Annotated in this window: 16 protein-coding genes; 3 read left to right on the top strand and 13 right to left on the bottom strand. The window is 40.6% G+C overall.

All coding sequences use genetic code 11. The features are described from left to right. The first annotated feature begins 127 nt into the window (after positions 1 to 127). The 3 genes from ACMAZF_RS12120 (at position 128) to ACMAZF_RS12110 (ending at position 4,038) form a co-directional block, all read left to right on the top strand. Positions 128 to 1,588 (top strand): sigma-54-dependent transcriptional regulator, encoded by a 1,461-nt coding sequence (locus ACMAZF_RS12120; protein ID WP_435274075.1) that lies wholly within the window; start codon positions 128 to 130, stop codon positions 1,586 to 1,588. Positions 1,589 to 1,766: 178 nt separating this feature from the next. Further along, positions 1,767 to 3,038, top strand: a complete 1,272-nt coding sequence (locus tag ACMAZF_RS12115) for an oligosaccharide flippase family protein (protein WP_435274074.1) — start codon at positions 1,767 to 1,769, stop codon at positions 3,036 to 3,038. Beyond that, on the top strand, positions 3,028 to 4,038 hold the full coding sequence (locus ACMAZF_RS12110) for a glycosyltransferase family 2 protein (RefSeq protein ID WP_435274073.1): 1,011 nt from the start codon (positions 3,028 to 3,030) through the stop codon (positions 4,036 to 4,038). The genes ACMAZF_RS12115 and ACMAZF_RS12110 overlap by 11 nt, the downstream gene beginning before the upstream one ends. Here the strand turns inward: ACMAZF_RS12110 and ACMAZF_RS12105 are convergent. The 13 genes from ACMAZF_RS12105 to mrdA form a co-directional block, all read right to left on the bottom strand. After that, on the bottom strand, positions 4,031 to 5,830 hold the full coding sequence (locus ACMAZF_RS12105; RefSeq protein WP_435274072.1) for an ATP-binding protein: 1,800 nt from the start codon (positions 5,828 to 5,830) through the stop codon (positions 4,031 to 4,033). The genes ACMAZF_RS12110 and ACMAZF_RS12105 overlap by 8 nt on opposite strands. Next, positions 5,827 to 7,062, bottom strand: a complete 1,236-nt coding sequence (locus tag ACMAZF_RS12100) for an ABC transporter substrate-binding protein (RefSeq protein WP_435274071.1) — start codon at positions 7,060 to 7,062, stop codon at positions 5,827 to 5,829. Before ACMAZF_RS12100 ends, ACMAZF_RS12105 begins: the two co-directional genes overlap by 4 nt. Positions 7,063 to 7,793: 731 nt before the next feature. Further along, entirely contained in the window at positions 7,794 to 9,161 is a 1,368-nt protein-coding gene (locus tag ACMAZF_RS12095) for a phosphomannomutase CpsG (RefSeq protein WP_435274070.1), read from the bottom strand. Position 9,162: 1 nt separating this feature from the next. Continuing rightward, a complete protein-coding gene (locus ACMAZF_RS12090) occupies positions 9,163 to 9,891 on the bottom strand; it encodes a hypothetical protein (protein WP_435274069.1) in 729 nt (242 codons plus the stop codon). Between the two features lie 251 nt (positions 9,892 to 10,142). Continuing rightward, entirely contained in the window at positions 10,143 to 10,520 is a 378-nt protein-coding gene (locus ACMAZF_RS12085) for a hypothetical protein (protein ID WP_435274068.1), read from the bottom strand. Positions 10,521 to 10,634: 114 nt separating this feature from the next. Further along, positions 10,635 to 11,285, bottom strand: coding sequence for a carbonate dehydratase (gene can, locus ACMAZF_RS12080; RefSeq protein ID WP_435274067.1), 651 nt, complete (start codon positions 11,283 to 11,285; stop codon positions 10,635 to 10,637). A 168-nt stretch (positions 11,286 to 11,453) separates the two neighbouring features. Further along, positions 11,454 to 12,425, bottom strand: a complete 972-nt coding sequence (gene lipA / locus ACMAZF_RS12075) for a lipoyl synthase (protein WP_435274066.1) — start codon at positions 12,423 to 12,425, stop codon at positions 11,454 to 11,456. Continuing rightward, complete coding sequence (lipB, locus tag ACMAZF_RS12070; protein ID WP_435274065.1) at positions 12,412 to 13,083, bottom strand: lipoyl(octanoyl) transferase LipB; 672 nt, start codon at positions 13,081 to 13,083, stop codon at positions 12,412 to 12,414. Before lipB ends, lipA begins: the two co-directional genes overlap by 14 nt. A 13-nt stretch (positions 13,084 to 13,096) precedes the next feature. After that, the gene (gene ybeD, locus ACMAZF_RS12065; protein WP_435277239.1) at positions 13,097 to 13,366 is read right to left on the bottom strand and encodes a DUF493 family protein YbeD; all 270 of its coding nucleotides are present in this window, start codon (positions 13,364 to 13,366) and stop codon (positions 13,097 to 13,099) included. A gap of 675 nt (positions 13,367 to 14,041) precedes the next feature. Continuing rightward, positions 14,042 to 15,169 (bottom strand): serine hydrolase, encoded by a 1,128-nt coding sequence (locus ACMAZF_RS12060; protein WP_435277238.1) that lies wholly within the window; start codon positions 15,167 to 15,169, stop codon positions 14,042 to 14,044. Positions 15,170 to 15,286: 117 nt separating this feature from the next. After that, positions 15,287 to 16,063, bottom strand: a complete 777-nt coding sequence (locus ACMAZF_RS12055; RefSeq protein WP_435274064.1) for a septal ring lytic transglycosylase RlpA family protein — start codon at positions 16,061 to 16,063, stop codon at positions 15,287 to 15,289. After that, positions 16,064 to 17,179: a rod shape-determining protein RodA gene (rodA, locus tag ACMAZF_RS12050; RefSeq protein WP_435274063.1), complete on the bottom strand. Its 1,116-nt coding sequence runs from the start codon at positions 17,177 to 17,179 to the stop codon at positions 16,064 to 16,066. It lies immediately after the preceding gene. Next, a complete protein-coding gene (gene mrdA, locus ACMAZF_RS12045) occupies positions 17,179 to 19,101 on the bottom strand; it encodes a penicillin-binding protein 2 (protein ID WP_435274062.1) in 1,923 nt (640 codons plus the stop codon). The genes rodA and mrdA overlap by 1 nt, the downstream gene beginning before the upstream one ends. Between the last annotated feature and the right edge of the window lie 96 nt (positions 19,102 to 19,197).

Genomic DNA, 19,197 nt, shown 5'->3' with positions numbered 1-19,197 from the left:
TTTAGTCACTTTTTAATACATAATCGAATCATTACGTTGTTGCCATTTACCCCGCGGGTTAGAAGTATTACCAAGCGTTATGTTGTGTTCATTAGGGAAAGGCGCATCACTTAATTAAGGTGAGATTATGGAAAATATAAACCGCGCACGAGTATTATTTGTTGATGATGAGCCTGATGTTCTTCGTTCCCTGTCACGTATAGCACGAAAGTTAGATGCTGATGTTCTAACTGCCAATAGCGGTAAAGAAGCCCTCGAAATTATTGAGCACTCCCCTGTAGATGTCATTGTAACCGATATGCGCATGCCTGAAATGGATGGTAATGAGTTACTCACTCAAGTTGCTAAATTGACACCAGAAACCGTACGTATTGTACTTACTGGCTATGCCGATATGGACATGGTGCTCGGCGCGATTAACAGTGGTCATATCTGGGGATACCTGCAAAAACCTTGGGATAATTATGAACTAATTATTAAGCTTAAGCAGGCTCTTCAGCTCCAACAAGTCTTAGCTGAACGCACATTAATGCGCCGTACTATTGAGCAATATCAATATTACCGTAAAGAAAATTTTGAAGGGTTTATTGGTGATTCAGTCGCCATGCAATTTGTTTATTCTTCTATCGAGCAATGTGCGCCAAGTCAGGCATCTGTTTTTATTACAGGACCTAGTGGCTCAGGAAAAGAGGTTGCTGCTCAAGCGATACATCAATTAAGCAAGCGTGCTGAAAAACCATTTATTGCGTTAAATTGTGCGGCGATTCCAAGTGAATTAATGGAGTCCGAAATATTTGGTCACGTAAAAGGCGCATTTTCTGGTGCCGTTTCTAATCGAGACGGTGCAGCATCTTTAGCTAACGGCGGTACGTTATTTTTAGATGAAATTGGCGAAATGGATATTAACCTGCAAGCAAAGCTGCTGCGTTTTATTCAAGATGGAAAATTCCAGAAAGTTGGCAGTGGTAAAGAAGAGCACGCTGATATTCGTTTTGTGTGTGCGACGAATCGAGAGCCGCAACTGGCTATTCAAGATAACAAGCTTCGAGAAGATCTCTATTATCGTCTAAATGTCATCTCGCTTTACATGCCGCCGCTAAGTGAACGAGAGCACGATGGATTAAAATTAGCAGAGCATTTTTTACATCATTATAGTGATGTGGAAGATAAGAGTTTTGCCGGTTTTTCTACTGATGCTGAGCAACTAATCTCAGATTATTCCTGGCCAGGAAATGTCCGTCAATTACAAAATGTTATTCATAGCGCGGTTGTGATGTCACAAGGTCCAATGATTTCAAAAAAAATCATTGCGAGTCAATTGGAAGCGCGTGGTGCCAGCATGCCTCACCAAGCTTCAAATCATCGCGCTGTTGCTAGTGATGACAAACGCGCTGAAATGCCGTCAAGCCATGATGATGGACAATTATCGTTAGCAGAAATAGAGCGCAGAGCGATTACGCAAACGATTAAACGTTGCAGTGGTAATGTGGTCAAAGCGGCTAGTGAACTAGAAGTAAGCCCTTCTACGCTTTATCGTAAGATCCAGCAATGGCAGGAATCAAGTGATGAGCTCAATGAGCACAATTGATAAGACTATTTTTAAATTGCAAAAATGATGAACCGACGTGTTGCAATACGCAATTGTGAGTACTTTGCATAATGGGTGTTGTTGGTTAGGTCGTTGATTTGTAGTTTTTTATATTTAGTTCTAAGGGTGGAACAATAGTTGAATTGACATGAATACACCTTGTTAAGGATTTCATGTTATGTCAGTTTATTTAAAGCAATTGTTACGGCCAATGTCGTTGTTATTTTCTAATACGGCATGGTTATTTGGCGCCGAGATTTTAGCGAAATTATCGCGCGTTGTTACCATTATTGTTTTAGCTTTTATGCTGTCTCCAGTCTCTTACGGTACAGCAATGCTTGCTTTAGCCTGTCATGAATTATTTTCATTATTTTTAAAGGCCGGCGCTGGCCCACAAATTATCCGCTGTAGCGACACACAACTTTCACGCTATGTTCAAAACGGAACCATTATTCAATGGGGGATCTGTCTACTAATGCTGTCTGTGCAGCTTATTGGGGCCGGTATCGTTGCCAATTGGTACAACAATCCCGATATTGCGCAGTTACTCTATGTCATGTCGCTAACCTATCTGTTATACCCTTGGGTTAGTGTGCGCGTGTTTTTAATGCAACGGGCTAATAACATGCGTGGTTTCGGTATCCGCCATGGCTTATGTGTTAGTGCAGAAAACTTATCTATCGCGCTATTTGCTTGGTATAAAGCGGATATTATGGCGGTTGCTTATGGAAAGTTAGTATTTTCAGTGTTGTGGTTAGTGCTGTTTATAAAGGTGCCCACCCCTCGTTTTTTATGGCAATGGCATTGGCCAACGTTAAAATTGTTGCTGTCACGATCAGGCCAGATTTTTAGTAGTGAGCTGCTAAAAAGCTTACGTTTACACCTCGATACTTTTATAGCCGCTAAGGTGATGTCGCCAGAACTATTTGGTTATTATAGTTTTGCGAAAAACGCAGGTATTGGGCTCAGTCAGTCTATTGGCAATGTATTCAATGCGGCGCTCTATCCATTTTTGTGTAAATTGCAGCGTGTCGGCACACTCACTAATCATTTGCTGATGGTGTATGTGATAGCAATAGCTGTTGCCATTATTTTTGTTGTACAGGCCTGCGCCGTTCCAATTTATTTACCACTATTATTTGACGAAAAATGGCAAGAGATGACGTTTGTCGTATCTGTTATGTGTTTAGTTGCAGTGCCTGCGCTACTGCTTGATACTCGTTGTTGTCTCAGTCGCGCACAGGCTCAGTTCACTGCAGAAATCGTTGTTCGTCTGATTTGCTTGTTAATTAGCGTAATACTATTAGTCACCCTCAGTCCGCAACAGCCACTAGCATTTGCTTATGTGATGCTATTGAGTAGCTGTGTATGTTGTTTTGTCGTGTTTTGTGCGCCAGTTGTCAATAAAACTATTTTGCGTTTTAAAAGGGGAGTTCGCCATGAATATTAATAATGTTCCTATCGTGTCAGTGGTTGTGCCGATGTTTAATGTTGAAGCATATATTGTCACATGTATTGACTCTGTGCTTGAACAGTCCTTAAGGCAACTTGAGCTGATTTTGGTGGATGATGGCTGTACCGACAATACCTTGGCTATTGTTAACAAGTACAAAGATCATCGAATTCGCGTTATTTCACAAGCCAATCGCGGTTTATCTGGCGCACGTAATACTGGGATAGATGTGTCTAGAGGTTTATACGTCGCGTTACTTGATGCAGATGATTATTGGGCAAGTGATAAACTAAAACAGCATGTAAAGCATTTGAACTCACGTCCGCTGGTGGGAGTGAGTTATTCGCCATCACTGTTTGTTGATGAGCAAAATCAATTGCTAGGTATTGGTCAGTTTCCTAAATTACATGACATTTCCACGCAGCATGTATTTTGCCGAAATCCCGTTGGTAATGGCTCAAGTCCAGTTATTCGACGCTCTCTGTTAGAAGAAGTTGCGTATTACGACAAGGGGAGTAACCGCTATCGTAAAATGTACTTCAACGAGTCATTGAATCAATCAGAAGACATTGAGTTTTGGACGCGAATTGCATTAGTTACTCAATGGAAGTTTGAGGGGATTGAAGTGCCGTTAACGTTTTATCGCGTCAATCAAGGCGGTTTGTCCGCCAATATTGAGCGGCAATTTGCATGTTGGAAAAAAGCGGTTGAACTTAATAGGGATAAAGCGCCGGCTTTTTTCAAACGCTATCATCGTTTGGCAAAAGCTTATCAATTACGATACATGGCTAGACGTGCTATTCAAAGTAACGAAAAATGGCTCGGATTGAGCCTTATTGTTAAAGCACTTTGCTGTGATATGAGGATTCTATTCCAAGAGCCCAAACGCACTGTTATTACGCTAGGCGGCGCACTATTGAGATTATTGCCATTGTCGCTATATCTCAAATTAGAGCGCAGTGCGATGCACTACTTAGGTAAAAAACAAATTAGTTAGGACTGAGAATTGGTAGATAAACGGTGAAGCAACTGCCTTGACCGACAGTCGATTCTACCTCAATCTTGCCATCGTGTTGCTCTATAATGCGATGGCTAATGGAAAGTCCAAGTCCGGTGCCTTGACCCACGGGGTTGGATGTATAAAAAGGCATAAAAATTTGGGCTAACTTTTCTTTTTCGATCCCCATACCGTCATCCGTTATTTTAACAAAGATGTTATTACCACTGACACCTGTCGAGACTGATATTTTTCCTTTACCTTCAATTGCCTGTCCTGCATTTAATAGCAGGTTCATGAGCACTTGATTAATTTTACTTGGAAACATTAAGGTGGCGGGGACGGTGCATAAATCAACGTCAATATCACAATGATATTTTAATTCGTTTTGCGCCATCACCAAGGTCGCGCTTACCCCTTCATTGATATCTGAAAGCACCTTGTCAGGAGAGTCATTACGAGCAAATGTTTTGAGGCTTTTGATGATTTCTGTAACACGAAAGATGCCGTCGTTGGTGCTATCGATGAGAGGGTTTATGTCGTCGATAATAAACGCAGCATCATACTTTGCGTAAATTTCAGCTATTTTTTGTGACAATTCGGGCGCGCCAGGGAGTGAATTTAGCTCGTCCAATAGTTGTCTTATATCAGACCAATAATGCTGGAGTGTATCAATATTGCTTTTAACAAAGCCTATCGGGTTATTTATTTCATGCGCTACACCCGCCACCAATACACCTAAGCTTGCCATTTTTTCATTTTGAATCCGCTGTGCTTCACTTTCTTGTAAATCCTTATGGCTTTGTTCTAATTCTTGCTTGCTCGTTAATAGCGCTTGTTCACGGTGACGAATGGTTTGACTCATTTGATTAAAGTTCTTGGTTAATGTCGCTAATTCTTTGATTTTTATCTCTGTCTTGAGAGGTTCGTAAACATCACCGTATTCTAATGAGTTTGTTGCTTTAGCTAAACCCAACACCGGACTTACAATGTAGCGTCGTCCATAATAAAAAGCCAAGCCAGAAATAATGAGTATTGCGATAACAATAAGCACAGTAAGCTGGATAATAAGCTGGTCTATTGCCTGATTTATGGACGTATCATCATAAACAAAAATTAATGAAAGTCCGTCAATAGCCCAATCTATATGACGAGTAATGCCGTTATCTACAGTACCGAAACTCGCTATTAATTCATTGTTGTAAAGGAGTTTTATAGCGAGCCCTTGTGGTGCGCCTATTGTTTTAATAAGCGCATCTACTGCTATCGAAACTGTTAATATCCCTTCTACTTCGCCATGATATCGAACGGTTTGTGCAAGTACCCAATAATAATTGTTTTCCACTTTCTTGATGGCAATATGTTGGGTTTGTGAGCCATTTAGCAGTGATTGGACCCAACTCGCATCGTCATGATAAAATGCAGCGTTGCCGTGAGTCGCGTAAATAAACTGCCCTTGAAAATCGAGTAAACTGAGTTGATGTTGACGCCCTAAAAACTTTAAGTGGCTAAAATATTCTGCAATCTTTAACCGATTAACATCACTTTGCATCATTGATTGAATGATTAATGGGTGCTCACTTTGTTCCCTGAGAATCATTTGATGATTGGTTAAAAATTGACGATAACTTTTACTGATGGTATCTGTTTCTAATTTCACAAACGTTTGTTGCTGCTGGTCAACCGATTTTACGGCCTGGCTCACCACAATAAATGACGTCAATAAGGCGAGGGCAAGGTAACTTACGAAAATAAACCTTGCCATGGCAAACGAAATTGAAATTTTCTTCATTGCTTTTGTAACTCGCTATCTAAATTAATGAGACGAATAGCATTGTCTGCATCATAAAAGCCCATGCGATAATCAGCGCTATCTAACGCTTCGTGGGCATTACTGTGTTGTTGGGAATATTGACTAAATGGCTTGTGGTATGTCTTTATTAAGCCACTGACTGGCGCTTCTAAATTTTCTAATGCTTGATGCAGCGCCTTGCTGTCGATTGTTTTATCACCTGTAAGTTGTACTTGTTTTAGTGCGCCAATGAATAGACGCGTGAGATCATAAGCATGGATAAAACCGGCAGTTGCAGGAATGTCTTTTGGAGCTGTGATAGATGATATCTGTGTTAACAAATTAAAAACTCGTTTGCTTTTGGGCGTTGGCGGAGAAGAGATAAATGAAAACTTTGTTTGAATAAACTGTAGGTTGATAATGTCTCGTTCTTTAATGGTGACTTGACGGGCAAAGTTGCCGCCAGTAACTCCCCAGTGACTGCGGATAGTGATCCCTGAATTTAATGCGGCTAGCTCTTTGGCAAAAATAATGCCTTCTGGTGAGTTGCCAACAAATATGATGACATCTGGCTTAACAGCGACAATATCATGTAAAATTAACCTTGCTTGACTATTGTTTAATCCCCAATTGAATCGTTTTACGCCAACGCCTTGGATGTTCTTATTACGCAGAGCTTGAGACATCTTTTTGAGATTGGAATGGCCCCAACCTGTATTTTCTAGCAACAAATAAGGCTTTTTAAATCCTTGATTTAACGCTTGGTTGATAATGAATTCACCGGCGTTGCTATCGTCAATTGATAGTCTGAAAATCCAGTTCTCTTGGTTTGTACTCCGCGTAATAGGACCCGCTGCTGCCCATGGAACTAATGTTAATATTTGCTGCTGATTAATAAAGTCTTTATTTGAAAGCAGCGGAGGAGAATGTAACCCACCAAATACTGCAATCGCGTTCTTATCTTCAATGAATTGCTGTAAATGTTTGGCACTTCGACGAGAGTTTCCGCGGTGATTTTTCGTAATAATTTTTATTTGGTAGCCATTTACTTGATGATTTTCTTCGCTTAAAGCGGTGTTAATGCCCAGTTCAATTGCGTTTGCTGCCGCAGACATCGTGGTAAAGTCGGCATCTAAGTATAGGTGTAAAGGCTGTGGTTCTTTAGTCGAGGCATTGATTGAAAAACTCAATGATGTGCTTATTATCAATAACCAAACTTTAAAATTTTTCATTATTATTCAAATCCTTGCTTTCTACATTATTTAATCTAATCACAATTCCTCCATAATATAAACCAATGATGGTGGTAATGCCGATCGGTTAAGGTTTTTAGTAGACTCAAAGTGTGGTCAACTCCCGTCGTATAGCGTCTTAAATTAGAAATTGATCAATGCAAAAATCAGGGACGATTTTGATTCGTACATTCCATGTGCTCACCTCTTTGAGGCCAGCTAAAGCTTGTTCCAGACAAGCTTTTGAGTATTTGCCGCAGGTGATACCAATTGCATTAAATATTTGCCCACTTGTACTTGTTAAAATTAACTAAAATGGCGTTGCTCTCAATCCTAATAGCCAGCTATTAGTCAATCGAGCGCCTTGTTTTAGCTGATTTTCTCTACGCACAACAAGATCACTTACTTAATGCAATTGGTATGACTGCATGGACGCAGGAAGTAGAGCAACGCAGGAGCCGTTGCCGAAATGCGGATCAAATATGTTATTGAACAGGAAATTTATCATTTAAGAATCAACGCTAAACCTACGGGTCGCCTTTCTTTTGGTTACTTTTCTTTGGCGACGCAAAGAAAAGTAACTGGTGTGCTTAACGCTTATTTCAAATAAGCAGATGAATTTCATAAGCACATCAAATTATTCAGAACTGTCAAAAATTTTGCTTAATTGACAAGTATTAAATGATCGTGGGCCTCTTTTAAATAAAAGGCCCGGATAGACGATCGTTATATCAGTACGCTTGAATAATTTGCATTAGATAATTAGTTTGTTGCTGCACTAATGCCACGTCACCTCTACTTTCAACATTGAGTTTTAACGATGAATGAGGAGAAGACTGGCAAAGACTAAAGCGCCAATTACGAAAAGACATCATTAAGCCATCGGTGTGTTTAATTTCTAGCGCTTGAGCTGCGAGCTGCTGTTCTATATCGCTTAGCAAGGTCTTTGGCTGCGTTATCTTACTGTCGATCTCACCAGAGGTTGGATAAGCCAACATTTGCTGATTGATAAGATCACTGAGGCTACTGTTGGTTGTAGATATTAGTTCACAAACCATGAGCCAAGGAATCATGCTACTTTCACAATAAAAGAAATCTTTAAAATAATGATGCGCATCAGTCGCGCCTGCGTAGACAGCGTGCTCTTGGCGCATAACGCGAGTCATTGGCATTTGACCTGTATGACACTCGATTGTCTCGCCACCTAATTTTGATACCGTGTCGACGGTATTCCACATTAGCCGCGAATCATGGACAATTTTTGGGGCAAGCTGCTTAGTGGCAAATTGTTGGGCAAGTAACGCGACAATGTAATAGTGTTCAACGAGGTTACCTTGCGCATCAAAAAAGAAACAGCGGCTAAAATCACCATCCCATGCGAGTCCGAGATCGGCATGATGGCGCTTGACTGCATCACTGGTTTTATGTTGATGATGTGCTAACTCGGGGTTTGGCGCACCATGCGGAAATTCACCATCTGGCTGATTGTTAAGTTTTATCAGTTGAATCGGTATTTGTTGTGCTAGAAACGCACTCTCTAATGCATTAATCACATTACCTGCCATACCATTGCCTGCGTTGACAACAATACGTAGTGGTTTGATGGTATCTGTTTGGATAAAGCTCAAAATTTGCTGAACATAAGATTTGATATAGTTTTGATAGACGAGTTTACCCGCTTTTTTAGGTATAGGTGGCTCATGGTGTAAAATTGATTGCTGCAATATATCGAAATGTTTCTTTTGACAAATAAACTGATTTTTCTGGTCGACAATTTTAAAACCATTAAATACTTTAGGTTGAGAGCCTCCTGTAATCATGATTCCGCCATCTGCCTGACTAACGGTATTAGCAAACGTCAGCTCTTCCGTGCCGCACACGCCAATATCGATTACATTACAGCCACAATTTTTGATGCCCTTAACCAATGCTAGTTTTAATGATGGTGTCGATAATCTATTGTCACCGCCAACCACTAAACATTTCGCATCTAGATAGGTTGCGACGGCAACGCCTAATCGATAGGCAATATGTTCATCAATGTCTTTATGGACAATACCGCTGATTTGAGATGATTGAAAACAAGTTAGTGTATCCATGTTATTTCCCCTGATCTGACTTGCGTTTGTTGGTGTTAAATAGCGAAGACAATTGATGGCTTAAACCATTGTCTGTAAGGAACGTGTTCCAACGCGTTGTTAACGGAATGTCGACTCGTTGCGCAACTAATGGAAAAATAGCGTTATCTACTATCAACGATGGGCAAGCGTTAAAGTATTGAGAGGCTAATCTCAATGTTTTTGAATTAGCTGAAAGCGGCTCACTTTGCAGTGCTTTTCGGCAATTATCGAATGTAGTTGGAAAATGAATATTCATGATATCAATCAGCTGTGCTGCATCAATCATCCAACTATTAATCTGAGATGGCTGTGCAAAGAATTGGCAGTTAACTCGATTGTCGAGAGTGACAAGATAATTTTCATCGGTTAACTGGGCACCAAGGCACAATGAATGCTCGAATGCGTCAAAATCTGCGATTGGTTGCCAATGATGAAAGATGGCTAACGTGGCTTTGTCTTGTTGGAGTAAGCTCATTTGAGCGGCACATGTCAAAGCAATAGCGCTGCCTCGTTCACTTGGCGCGCATAATATCGTGGCATCGATATTTAGTTGTTCAACGACTTTTTTAATGGCTCGATGAAATTTGCTGTGACAAAAGATGATTGGTGAATGACAATCCAACGGACACACTAACTCCATTGTATCGGTAATGAGTCGTTGAGCATTTGTTATTTGCTCACTTTCAACAAGAATGACTGGCGTTATCATAGACTGTGCTCCATCAGCTTAGATTGGTTACCAACATTGCGTTATTGCTGTCATTATTCTTCTTGACGTTTTTCGCGTAATGTTTTAACAACGAGAGAATGCTATTGTTGGTATAACGTAATAGAGCAGGGATCATTCCAAGATTTAAATTACATTAAAAATCAATTGTTTAATTTTATACCTTTGCGAATAGAGGGAATTTATCGGCGTGTTATTTGCAGAATGCAAACAAATTTGAAAATAGAGTTTGGTTAGTGTTCGTCGAGGATTTTATCGGGGTGTACTTTTGCTTCTGGAAATCTTTTCTGGTGGCTGGCTAATGCTTTTTTCATGTGCTGAAAATTCTCAAAGCTTGGTACACCATTATCTTGTGTCTCAGACTCAACATGATTTTTACATTCAAAATCATCAATAAGCACATCTTCATCAATCGTTGGTTCTTGGCTGCTGTTATCTAATGGCGAGAACGCTACGCGTGGAATCCAAATATCTAAACTTGAATAAATAACAATAAGAACAAACGGCAGGGCTAGCCAAAGTAACTTGGGTTGGAAAAACAATCCGAGCGTAATGAGTAAGCATGTCAGTGTTATGTAGATCAGCAGCAGCTGTGTTTTAGGTTGCATCATCCATAATTCCAATCTCACGGGGTGAAATGTACTGCGTTGATTCACTCCCTGAATCAATTACCTACAGTGTAACAATAATTTACAACTTGTATAGCCCTTAATGTTAATTAGATGTTATTTTGAGGTCAATTTTTCAATCGCCGCTAAATAGGTGCCAGTGGCTTCTTCTGCACTTGAAATACACGTATCTAAGTCGGTCAACTTGCCATCTTTCAAGCTATATATCCAACTATGAAGTTGCAGCTCTTGGCCTCGAGACCAAGCATCTTGAACAATTGAAGTGTGAGCGACGTTCATCACTTGCTCGATAACATGTAATTCAGTTAAGCGATCTTGCTTAGCAACAGGATCAGAAAAGGTTTTCAAATGAGCACTGTGTTTATGTTGCACATCTTTGATATGTCGTAGCCAATTATCCACTAAACCAAACTTTGCGTTATTCATGGCTGAGTTGATACCGCCACACCCGTAATGACCTGTCACGATAATGTGTTTTACCTTCAAAACTTCAACAGCGTATTGAATAACTGATAAACAATTTAAATCGGTATGCACAACACAGTTTGCAACGTTACGATGAACAAAAAGCTCTCCCGGTTTTAATCCAACAATTTCATTGGCCGGTACACGAGAGTCAGCACAACCAATCCATAAATATTCTGGGTTTTGTTGATCGCTAAGTGATTTAAAGAATCCTGGCTCTTGTTGTTCAACTTGTTGAGCCCATTGCACGTTGTTCGCAAATAAATTCGGTAAAAATTTCATGAAGTACTCTTTGTGATTTCAGTGGAAAGACATAAAATGTCAAAGCTGCGCTAATAATAACGGTATTTTAACCATTTGGATAGCGAGTGTTGGCTGGTCGGAGTGGGTATTGGTTATAAAAAAGGCAACCGAGGTTGCCTTTTATTGTTTGCTATAGAGTGTGCAGTGTTATTTGATTTCTTTGCCAGCGGCTTGAAGGTCAGCGTGGTAACTAGAGCGCACCATAGGACCACTTGCTGCGTGGGTAAAACCAAGCTCTCGGGCGATATCACCCAGCTCATCAAATTCACTCGGTGGTACGTAGCGTACAACAGGAAGATGATGCTTACTTGGTTGCAAATACTGACCTAGTGTTAGCATATCTACATTGTGAGCGCGTAAATCTTTTAGCACTTCAACAATTTCTTCATTAGTCTCACCAAGTCCCATCATTAAGCCTGATTTCGTTGTCACTTGAGGGTGCATCTCTTTGAAACGCTCAAGCAACAATAGTGAGTTTTTATAATGAGCACCAGGTCGAACTTCACGATATAAACGTGGCGCTGTTTCTAGATTGTGATTTAAAACGTCTGGTGGCTCAGTAGCAAGAATATCTAATGCCTTGTCCATACGACCTTTAAAATCAGGTACTAGAATTTCAATTTTAATCTCTGGCACAGCCGCGCGAATTTCACGAACACAGTCAGCAAAATGTTGAGCACCGCCGTCGCGAAGGTCATCACGGTCAACCGATGTGATAACGACATACTTTAGCTTCATGTCTTTAATAGTCGCCGCAAGTTTAGTTGGCTCTTCTGCACTTACTGGTAAAGGACGGCCATGGGCAACATCACAGAATGGGCAACGACGAGTACAAATAGCGCCCAAAATCATAAAGGTCGCTGTACCGTGGTTAAAACATTCAGATAAATTTGGACAAGATGCTTCTTCACAGACCGAATTTAGATTATGTTTGCGCATCGCGCCTTTTATTTCATCGATACGTGCCGAGCTACTTGGCAACTTTACGCGCAGCCATTTTGGCTTTCTTAGTACTTCTGCTTTTTCTTGCTCAACAATTTTAACTGGAATGTACGCAAGCTTGTCAGCATCACGTAATTTCTCACCAGCGACAAGCGTAGATTGTTTAACCTTCGTCATTGTTAAATCCTGTAATTTCTTTAACCTCACTGTAATCTAACAGTTTGGTAATAATTGGCATGAGATCCTGCTGTACGCGGTTGACCTGATCAACGTTGCTATAGTCACTGACTTGAATCATTTCTAGTCCAGCATAACCACATGGATTAATTTGTTTAAAAGGCGATAAGTCCATATCGACGTTAAGTGCTAAACCGTGAAAAGAACATCCTTTTCGAATCCGTAAACCTAATGATGCGATTTTCTTTTCGTCAACATAAACACCAGGGGCATCAGCCTTAGGATAAGCGTTGATATCGTAACTCGCTAATAACTCAACTAATGATTGCTCAATACGAGTAACTAGTTCACGAACCCCAATTTTTAAACGTTTAATATCGAGGAGAAAGTAAGCCACTAACTGGCCCGGACCGTGATACGTTACTTGACCGCCACGATCAACCTTTACAACTGGTATATCACCAGCAAACAACATGTGTTCCTCTTTGCCTGCTTGGCCTTGAGTGAATACGGGTGGATGCTCAACAAACCAAATTTCGTCGCGAGATTGCGCATGACGATTATCGGTATACGCTTGCATTGCATGCCATACACGTTCGTAGTCGCGTTCACCTAGATAGCGATAGACGATTGGTTGTTGTGGTGATTGTTCAGTCATATAACCTCGAAAACTATAGAACGTAACGTACGATATCGATATTTGAAAGTGCTTTGTACAAGCTTTCTATGTGTTCTTTGCTCGTTACTGTAAGCGAGTATGATATAGAGTGATATTTACCACTACTACTTGTTCTTACACCTGGCAGACGCTTATAGGCGTTTGGTACCAATTCTTCTAGAACGACTTCAACACTTACAGGCAACTGGTCTGTTGCATCGCCCATGATACGAAATCCGAATTCACACGGAAAATCTAACAGTTCATCAAATTTAGTGTCCATTGTAGTCTCCAACACTTAGTTAGGATGACAAGTCATGCTTGTCTTTATTGATAGGTTAATACACGACGTTGAATGAAGATAGCGAAGTTTAGCGCAAGCTCACCAATTGTCGGTATTTTGGGCATCTTACGGGGAGCCCAAAAAATTCGAGCTATCTTAACTGATCATCTATGCGGGGGCTAGCACTAAGGGCGAAAAGTTGGATGTAGTCGTGCAGATCGGATGATTGAAAAATTAATGATAACTATTATGTTAACTGCTTATTTCATAGTGTTTGATAGCTATACTGGTGTGATACCAATAGCATTAAATATTTGCCCACTTGTACTTGTTAAAATTAACTAAAATGGCGTTGCTCTCACTCCTAATAGCCAGCTATTAGTCAATCGAGCGCCTTGTTTTAGCTGATTTTCTCTACGCACAACAAGCTCACTTACTTAATGCAATTGGTATGAGTGGTGTTCGGTGACAGCTCGTGAAACGGCCGCAAAAATAGAGTTTGAAGGGTAACGCTTAACTTTCAAGACCGTTTTAAACCCTAAGATAGATGTCAGTAGAAAGTGTCATTTAATAGTCGTTTTTCCGAGCTATTGGTGGGTATATGTTATATCCATTTGGTTTTTAGGCATTAAAAAAGCCACTGAAAAGTGGCTTTTTAAGAAACGAGGCTAATAATTAGCTAAACCAACCATCAATCATTTGCTTAAAGTAATCCATCGTGCGTTTGAACCAACTGCCTTGTTCCACTTCATCAAGCGTAACAAGTGGATAACTTGCAATGTCTTTACCATCAAGTTGAATAAATACTTTGCCTACTGTTGTGCCTTTGGCAATTGGCGCTTCAAGTTCCGTTGATAATTCAAAACTTGCTTTTAAATTTTTACTTTGGCCGCGACGAATCGTTAATGGCGTTGATTCTGTGATCCCAAGTTTTACTTCGTCACTTGCACCGTACCAAACTCGTTGTGATGCAAATTCATGACCCGCTTGGTATGGGGTGACAGTTTCAAAAAATCGAAAGCCGTAATTTAACACCTTTTTACTTTCACTCGCACGAGCTCGTGCACTTTTAGCACCCATAACAACTGAGATTAATCGCATGTTGTCTTTAGTCGCAGACGATACCAAACTATAACCAGCTTTTGATGTATGGCCTGTTTTCATGCCATCGACATTCATGCTTTTATCCCACAACAAACTATTGCGGTTCGCTTGTTTTATATTGTTGTAAGTAAAGAATTTTTCTTTATAGAGTGCATATTCTTCTGGCGTTTCACTGATGATCGCACGCGCAAGTAATGCCATATCATAGGCGGTTGTTTTATGCTCTGTGCTGTCCAGTCCATGACTATTTTCAAAGAAACTATTTGTCATGCCAAGTTCACTGGCCACATTGTTCATAATGTCAGCGAAGCCGTCTTCTGTACCGGCGATGTGTTCTGCCATGGCAACACAAGCATCGTTGCCTGATTGAATAACGATACCGCGATTAAGGTCGCTAATGGAAATCTCTTTACCAACTTCAATAAACATTTTTGAAGAATCAGGGAAATTCTTTGCCCACGCATTTTCACTAACGGTAACGAGGTCGCTATTTTTTAAGTTTCCATTTTTAAGTTCACGGCCAATGATAAAACTGGTCATCAATTTGGTTAAACTTGCTGGAGCCAATAATTCATGCTCATTCTCTGCAGCTAATATCTTGCCAGTAACCTGATCGACTAAAATATAACCTTTGGCGGCAACCGTCGGTTGGTTTGGAATTATTTTCGTCGCAGCCAATGTGTTTGCTGAAATTAGCATAAGAGCCACAGTGGAAGCCTGTTTGATGTAGCGAGAAAATTTAATCATATAAAAAACGTAACCGTAATAAGAGAAAAGGGCGCATAACGCGATAATTAGATTCGCAATACTAACTAATTAAGGCATTTTGATAAATGCTTTTGGGAAATTAAATTGCACTTTTTTTAAGACCAGTTCACAGCGCGTTAAGTTCGCAATGGGTCCCAATAATAATCGATTAATTTTACCAACAGATTCAAGGCGATACTCGAGGTTATATTTTTGAGACTCGCTTGCCAATATTTCATTAGCGCGTTGCTTGTTTGAGTTCGCAGCCAACTGAATAAAACAAGGCGGTTGTTCAAATGATATTGGTTTTGGTGGCGTAATGATCTCAACCGAAACTTTAGCTGTTCCGTGTTTTAATACGCCTAATTTATAGGCGGCGCCGTAAGATAAATCGATAATGCGATCTGGATGGAATGGGCCACGATCATTAACCCTAACCACCGTACTTAAATTATTCTCAAGATTAGTGACTTTAACAAAGCTTGGAATTGGCAGGGTCTTATGAGCAGCTGATAAGCCATACATGTTAAATACTTCGCCATTGGATGTGTCATGACCATGAAATTTCTTGCCATACCATGATGCAATACCTTGTGCTTTATACCCGTTCGCGTCTTTTAAGACTTGGTAATGCTTTCCGCGCACTTCATAGTCACTATTTGCCCAGCGGGAAGGGGGGATATATTCAGGCGTAAGATCGGTTATTTCATCGCCAGTAGGTAACCTGTCTGGTGCGTGGTCTTGCGCGATGTCATATCGAGACTCGCTAGGCATAAACGTACAAGCGCCGAGCGAAAAAATAACAGTCGCTATCGTAATTTTTTTAATGGTTAATTGCTTCATCATTTATCGATTAAACTTTCGGTGAGTTTGAATGGCCATAATAATGCCGAAGCCGCTCATTAATGTAATCATTGATGTACCGCCGTAACTCACCAGTGGCAGAGGAACACCAACCACAGGAAGTAATCCGGAAACCATGCCGATGTTTACAAATAAATAAACAAAGAAAGTTAAAGTAATAGCCCCTGCAAGGATTTTTGAAAATGGCTCTTGGGCGTTGTTAGCAATAAATAGACAACGGGCCATTATAAATAGATAAACGCACAGCAGCGCGACGACGCCAAAGAGACCAAACTCTTCACTAAGCACCGAGAAAATAAAGTCGGTATGGCGTTCAGGTAAAAACTCAAGCTGTGATTGAGTACCATTGAGCCAACCTTTACCTTCTAAACCACCTGAACCAATGGCAATCTTTGACTGAATAATATGATAACCATTACCTAAAGGATCAAGTTCGGGATTTAAGAACGTTAATACCCGTCGTTTCTGATAATCGTGTAGAAAAAAACTCCACATCATGAACGAGAAGGGGATAGCGGCGATCACTAAAGAACCTATAATTCGCCAGCTCATGCCCGCTAAAAATAAGGCAAAAATTCCGGAACTTCCCACTAAGATTGATGTACCAAGATCAGGCTGTTTGTAAATTAAAAAAACAGGGATACCTATTAATATAGTACTAATGATAACGTGCTTTAGCTTTGCTGGTAGCGCATAGCGCGTAATGTAATTGGCGATCATTATCGGTAAGATAAGTTTCATTGCTTCAGATGGTTGAAACTTAGCAAAACCAAAATCAATCCAGCGCTGTGCGCCTTTGCCAACATGACCAAAGAGCAGTGTAGCAACTAATAAGCCGATACCCACTAAATAGAGAGGGACGGCCCAGCGTCTTAGAAAGGTTGGTGGAAACTGTGCCGCAATCACCATTGCCACGATTGAAGCGGCCATACGGATGACTTGGTGTTTTACCATCGCCATGTTCTCGCCGCTTGCGCTATAAATTACGATCAGTGAAATACACATTAGTGCTAGCAATCCAGCTAGTAGTGGAAAATCAATATGAATTTTTTCGCTAAGCGATTGTGGTTTTGCAAAGCTCGCTTTATTGTCGTTCATTATTGAGTGTGCCCTGCTGCATTAACTTGTAGACTATTTTTTTGGTTAGTTACCAAAGAGGGGGCTGTTGAGCGCTGTGCTAAATAAACGTCAAAAAGTTTACGAGCAATGGGAGCTGCACTACTGCCGCCGCCGCCTGCATTTTCAATCACAACAGTTAGTGCAATCTCTGGTTTATCGAATGGGGCGTATCCAACGTACATGGCATTATCACGATGACGTTCACTAATTTTATTTTCGTCATATTTTTCATCTTCAGCTATGCTAATGAGCTGAGCTGTACCAGTTTTACCAGCAGACACATAGTTAGCGCCTTTAAATACATTATACGCAGTACCGCCCAACGTATTTACTACGCCCCACATGCCTTTTTGGGCGATCTTCCAATTATAATTATTTTTTAACGTAACAGGCGGACGTTCGTCTGCAGGTAATTGTAAGAGTCCATTAGCCCACTGACTTGCACCTAGCAATTGTGGCGTAAAAAATTGGCCTGAGGCGGCAACAATAGCAGTTGAGTTGGCTAACTGAATCGGCGTCGCTGTCCAATAGCTTTGGCCAATCCCCAGAGAGATTGTATCCCCTGGGTACCATGGTTGATTGTGCCTCGCTCGTTTCCAAGCCCGTGATGGCATTATGGCTTGTTTCTCTTCATAGATATCAACCCCAGATTTTTGCCCAAAGCCAAACCGATCCATAAAATTACTAATGCGATCAATGCCCAAACGGTTGGCAACATCATAGAAAAACGTATCACATGATTTTAGCATTGCTTTATAAACGTCTACTTTGCCGTGACCCCAAGCTAAGTGATCTCGAAAAGGTCTTTCTACATTAGGTAATCGAAACCATCCAGGATCTTGGATTGATGTCTTCTCAGTAATTATCTTGGCTTCAAGGGCTGCTAGCGACATCAACTGTTTAATGGTTGATGCAGGAGGATAGGTCCCTTGAGTTGCACGATTGATTAATGGTTTATCCGCAGATAACAATGCACGATAGTTTTTACCAGAAATTCCATGAACAAATAGGTTTGGATCATAACTTGGACTACTGACCATGGCTAAAACAGCGCCATTATTCGGGTCAATCGCAACCACTGAACCGCGGCGACCTGCTAATTCCTGATAGGCTTTTTTCTGCAAGTTAATATCTAGATTAAGATAGAGATCTTGGCCATGTTCTGGTGGTACTTCATTAAGGACTCTGACCACTCGTCCGCGATTATTCACTTCAATTTCTCGATAACCAGGTTGGCCATGTAACAGTTTTTGATAGAATTTTTCTATGCCTAAGCGGCCAATATCACGTGTTGCGGCATAAGTCGCTTCTTCATCCGCGGCAATAATTCGTGCTTGATCTTTTTTGTTTAATTTTGCGACATAACCGAGTGCGTGAGTGAGAATGTGTGCAAACGGATAGTGACGTTTCAACCGAGCTTCGATGCGCGCCGCAGGAATTTGATGCAAACTAACACTGAGTTGTGCTACTTGTTTTGGCGATAAACGGCTTTTTAATACAATACTTTTAAAACGGCGTTGGCGTTTAGCGGATTTCAAAAATCGCTCTCGCTCTTCATCAGTTATTGTGACTAATTTTTCGAGCGCATCAATAGTCGCTGTTAAGTCTTTGGTTTTTTCAGGGATGATTTCTAAGCTATGACTGGGCTTATTTTCCGCAAGGATAGTACCATTACGATCGTAAATAAGGCCACGGTTTGGTGCGATGGGGATCACCTTGATTCGGTTACCGTTCGCTTGCGTTTGATATTTATCGTAAGAATTCACCTGAATGTTATAGAGATTAAACAGGAGGACAAACATTAAGATGATGACGCCGACGAAAGCAATAATAGCGCGTCGAGCAAAAAGCGCATTTTCAAGCGCTTGATTTCTGATTGGAGTACGGTTACGTAAAAACATGAACAATCAACGTGGAAATATGTTCGGACATTTGAACATAGATTTAATTAATTCTCTATAGAAAAGCAATAAGATAGGGGAATTATCTGCTAAAAA

The organism is Psychrobium sp. nBUS_13 (assembly GCF_051201665.1).
GTDB lineage: Bacteria > Pseudomonadota > Gammaproteobacteria > Enterobacterales > Psychrobiaceae > Psychrobium.
Note: the sequence above shows the minus strand (reverse complement) of the source record. Positions and strands in the feature narration are given on the sequence as shown.

Coding starts and splice junctions, on each gene's coding strand:
- ACMAZF_RS12120 (WP_435274075.1), top strand. CDS start 128: ATGGAAAATATAAACCGCGCACGAGTATTATTTGTTGATGATGAGCCT.
- ACMAZF_RS12115 (WP_435274074.1), top strand. CDS start 1,767: ATGTCAGTTTATTTAAAGCAATTGTTACGGCCAATGTCGTTGTTATTT.
- ACMAZF_RS12110 (WP_435274073.1), top strand. CDS start 3,028: ATGAATATTAATAATGTTCCTATCGTGTCAGTGGTTGTGCCGATGTTT.
- ACMAZF_RS12105 (WP_435274072.1), bottom strand. CDS start 5,830: ATGAAGAAAATTTCAATTTCGTTTGCCATGGCAAGGTTTATTTTCGTA.
- ACMAZF_RS12100 (WP_435274071.1), bottom strand. CDS start 7,062: ATGAAAAATTTTAAAGTTTGGTTATTGATAATAAGCACATCATTGAGT.
- ACMAZF_RS12095 (WP_435274070.1), bottom strand. CDS start 9,161: ATGGATACACTAACTTGTTTTCAATCATCTCAAATCAGCGGTATTGTC.
- ACMAZF_RS12090 (WP_435274069.1), bottom strand. CDS start 9,891: ATGATAACGCCAGTCATTCTTGTTGAAAGTGAGCAAATAACAAATGCT.
- ACMAZF_RS12085 (WP_435274068.1), bottom strand. CDS start 10,520: ATGATGCAACCTAAAACACAGCTGCTGCTGATCTACATAACACTGACA.
- can (WP_435274067.1), bottom strand. CDS start 11,285: ATGAAATTTTTACCGAATTTATTTGCGAACAACGTGCAATGGGCTCAA.
- lipA (WP_435274066.1), bottom strand. CDS start 12,425: ATGACGAAGGTTAAACAATCTACGCTTGTCGCTGGTGAGAAATTACGT.
- lipB (WP_435274065.1), bottom strand. CDS start 13,083: ATGACTGAACAATCACCACAACAACCAATCGTCTATCGCTATCTAGGT.
- ybeD (WP_435277239.1), bottom strand. CDS start 13,366: ATGGACACTAAATTTGATGAACTGTTAGATTTTCCGTGTGAATTCGGA.
- ACMAZF_RS12060 (WP_435277238.1), bottom strand. CDS start 15,169: ATGCTAATTTCAGCAAACACATTGGCTGCGACGAAAATAATTCCAAAC.
- ACMAZF_RS12055 (WP_435274064.1), bottom strand. CDS start 16,063: ATGATGAAGCAATTAACCATTAAAAAAATTACGATAGCGACTGTTATT.
- rodA (WP_435274063.1), bottom strand. CDS start 17,179: ATGAACGACAATAAAGCGAGCTTTGCAAAACCACAATCGCTTAGCGAA.
- mrdA (WP_435274062.1), bottom strand. CDS start 19,101: ATGTTTTTACGTAACCGTACTCCAATCAGAAATCAAGCGCTTGAAAAT.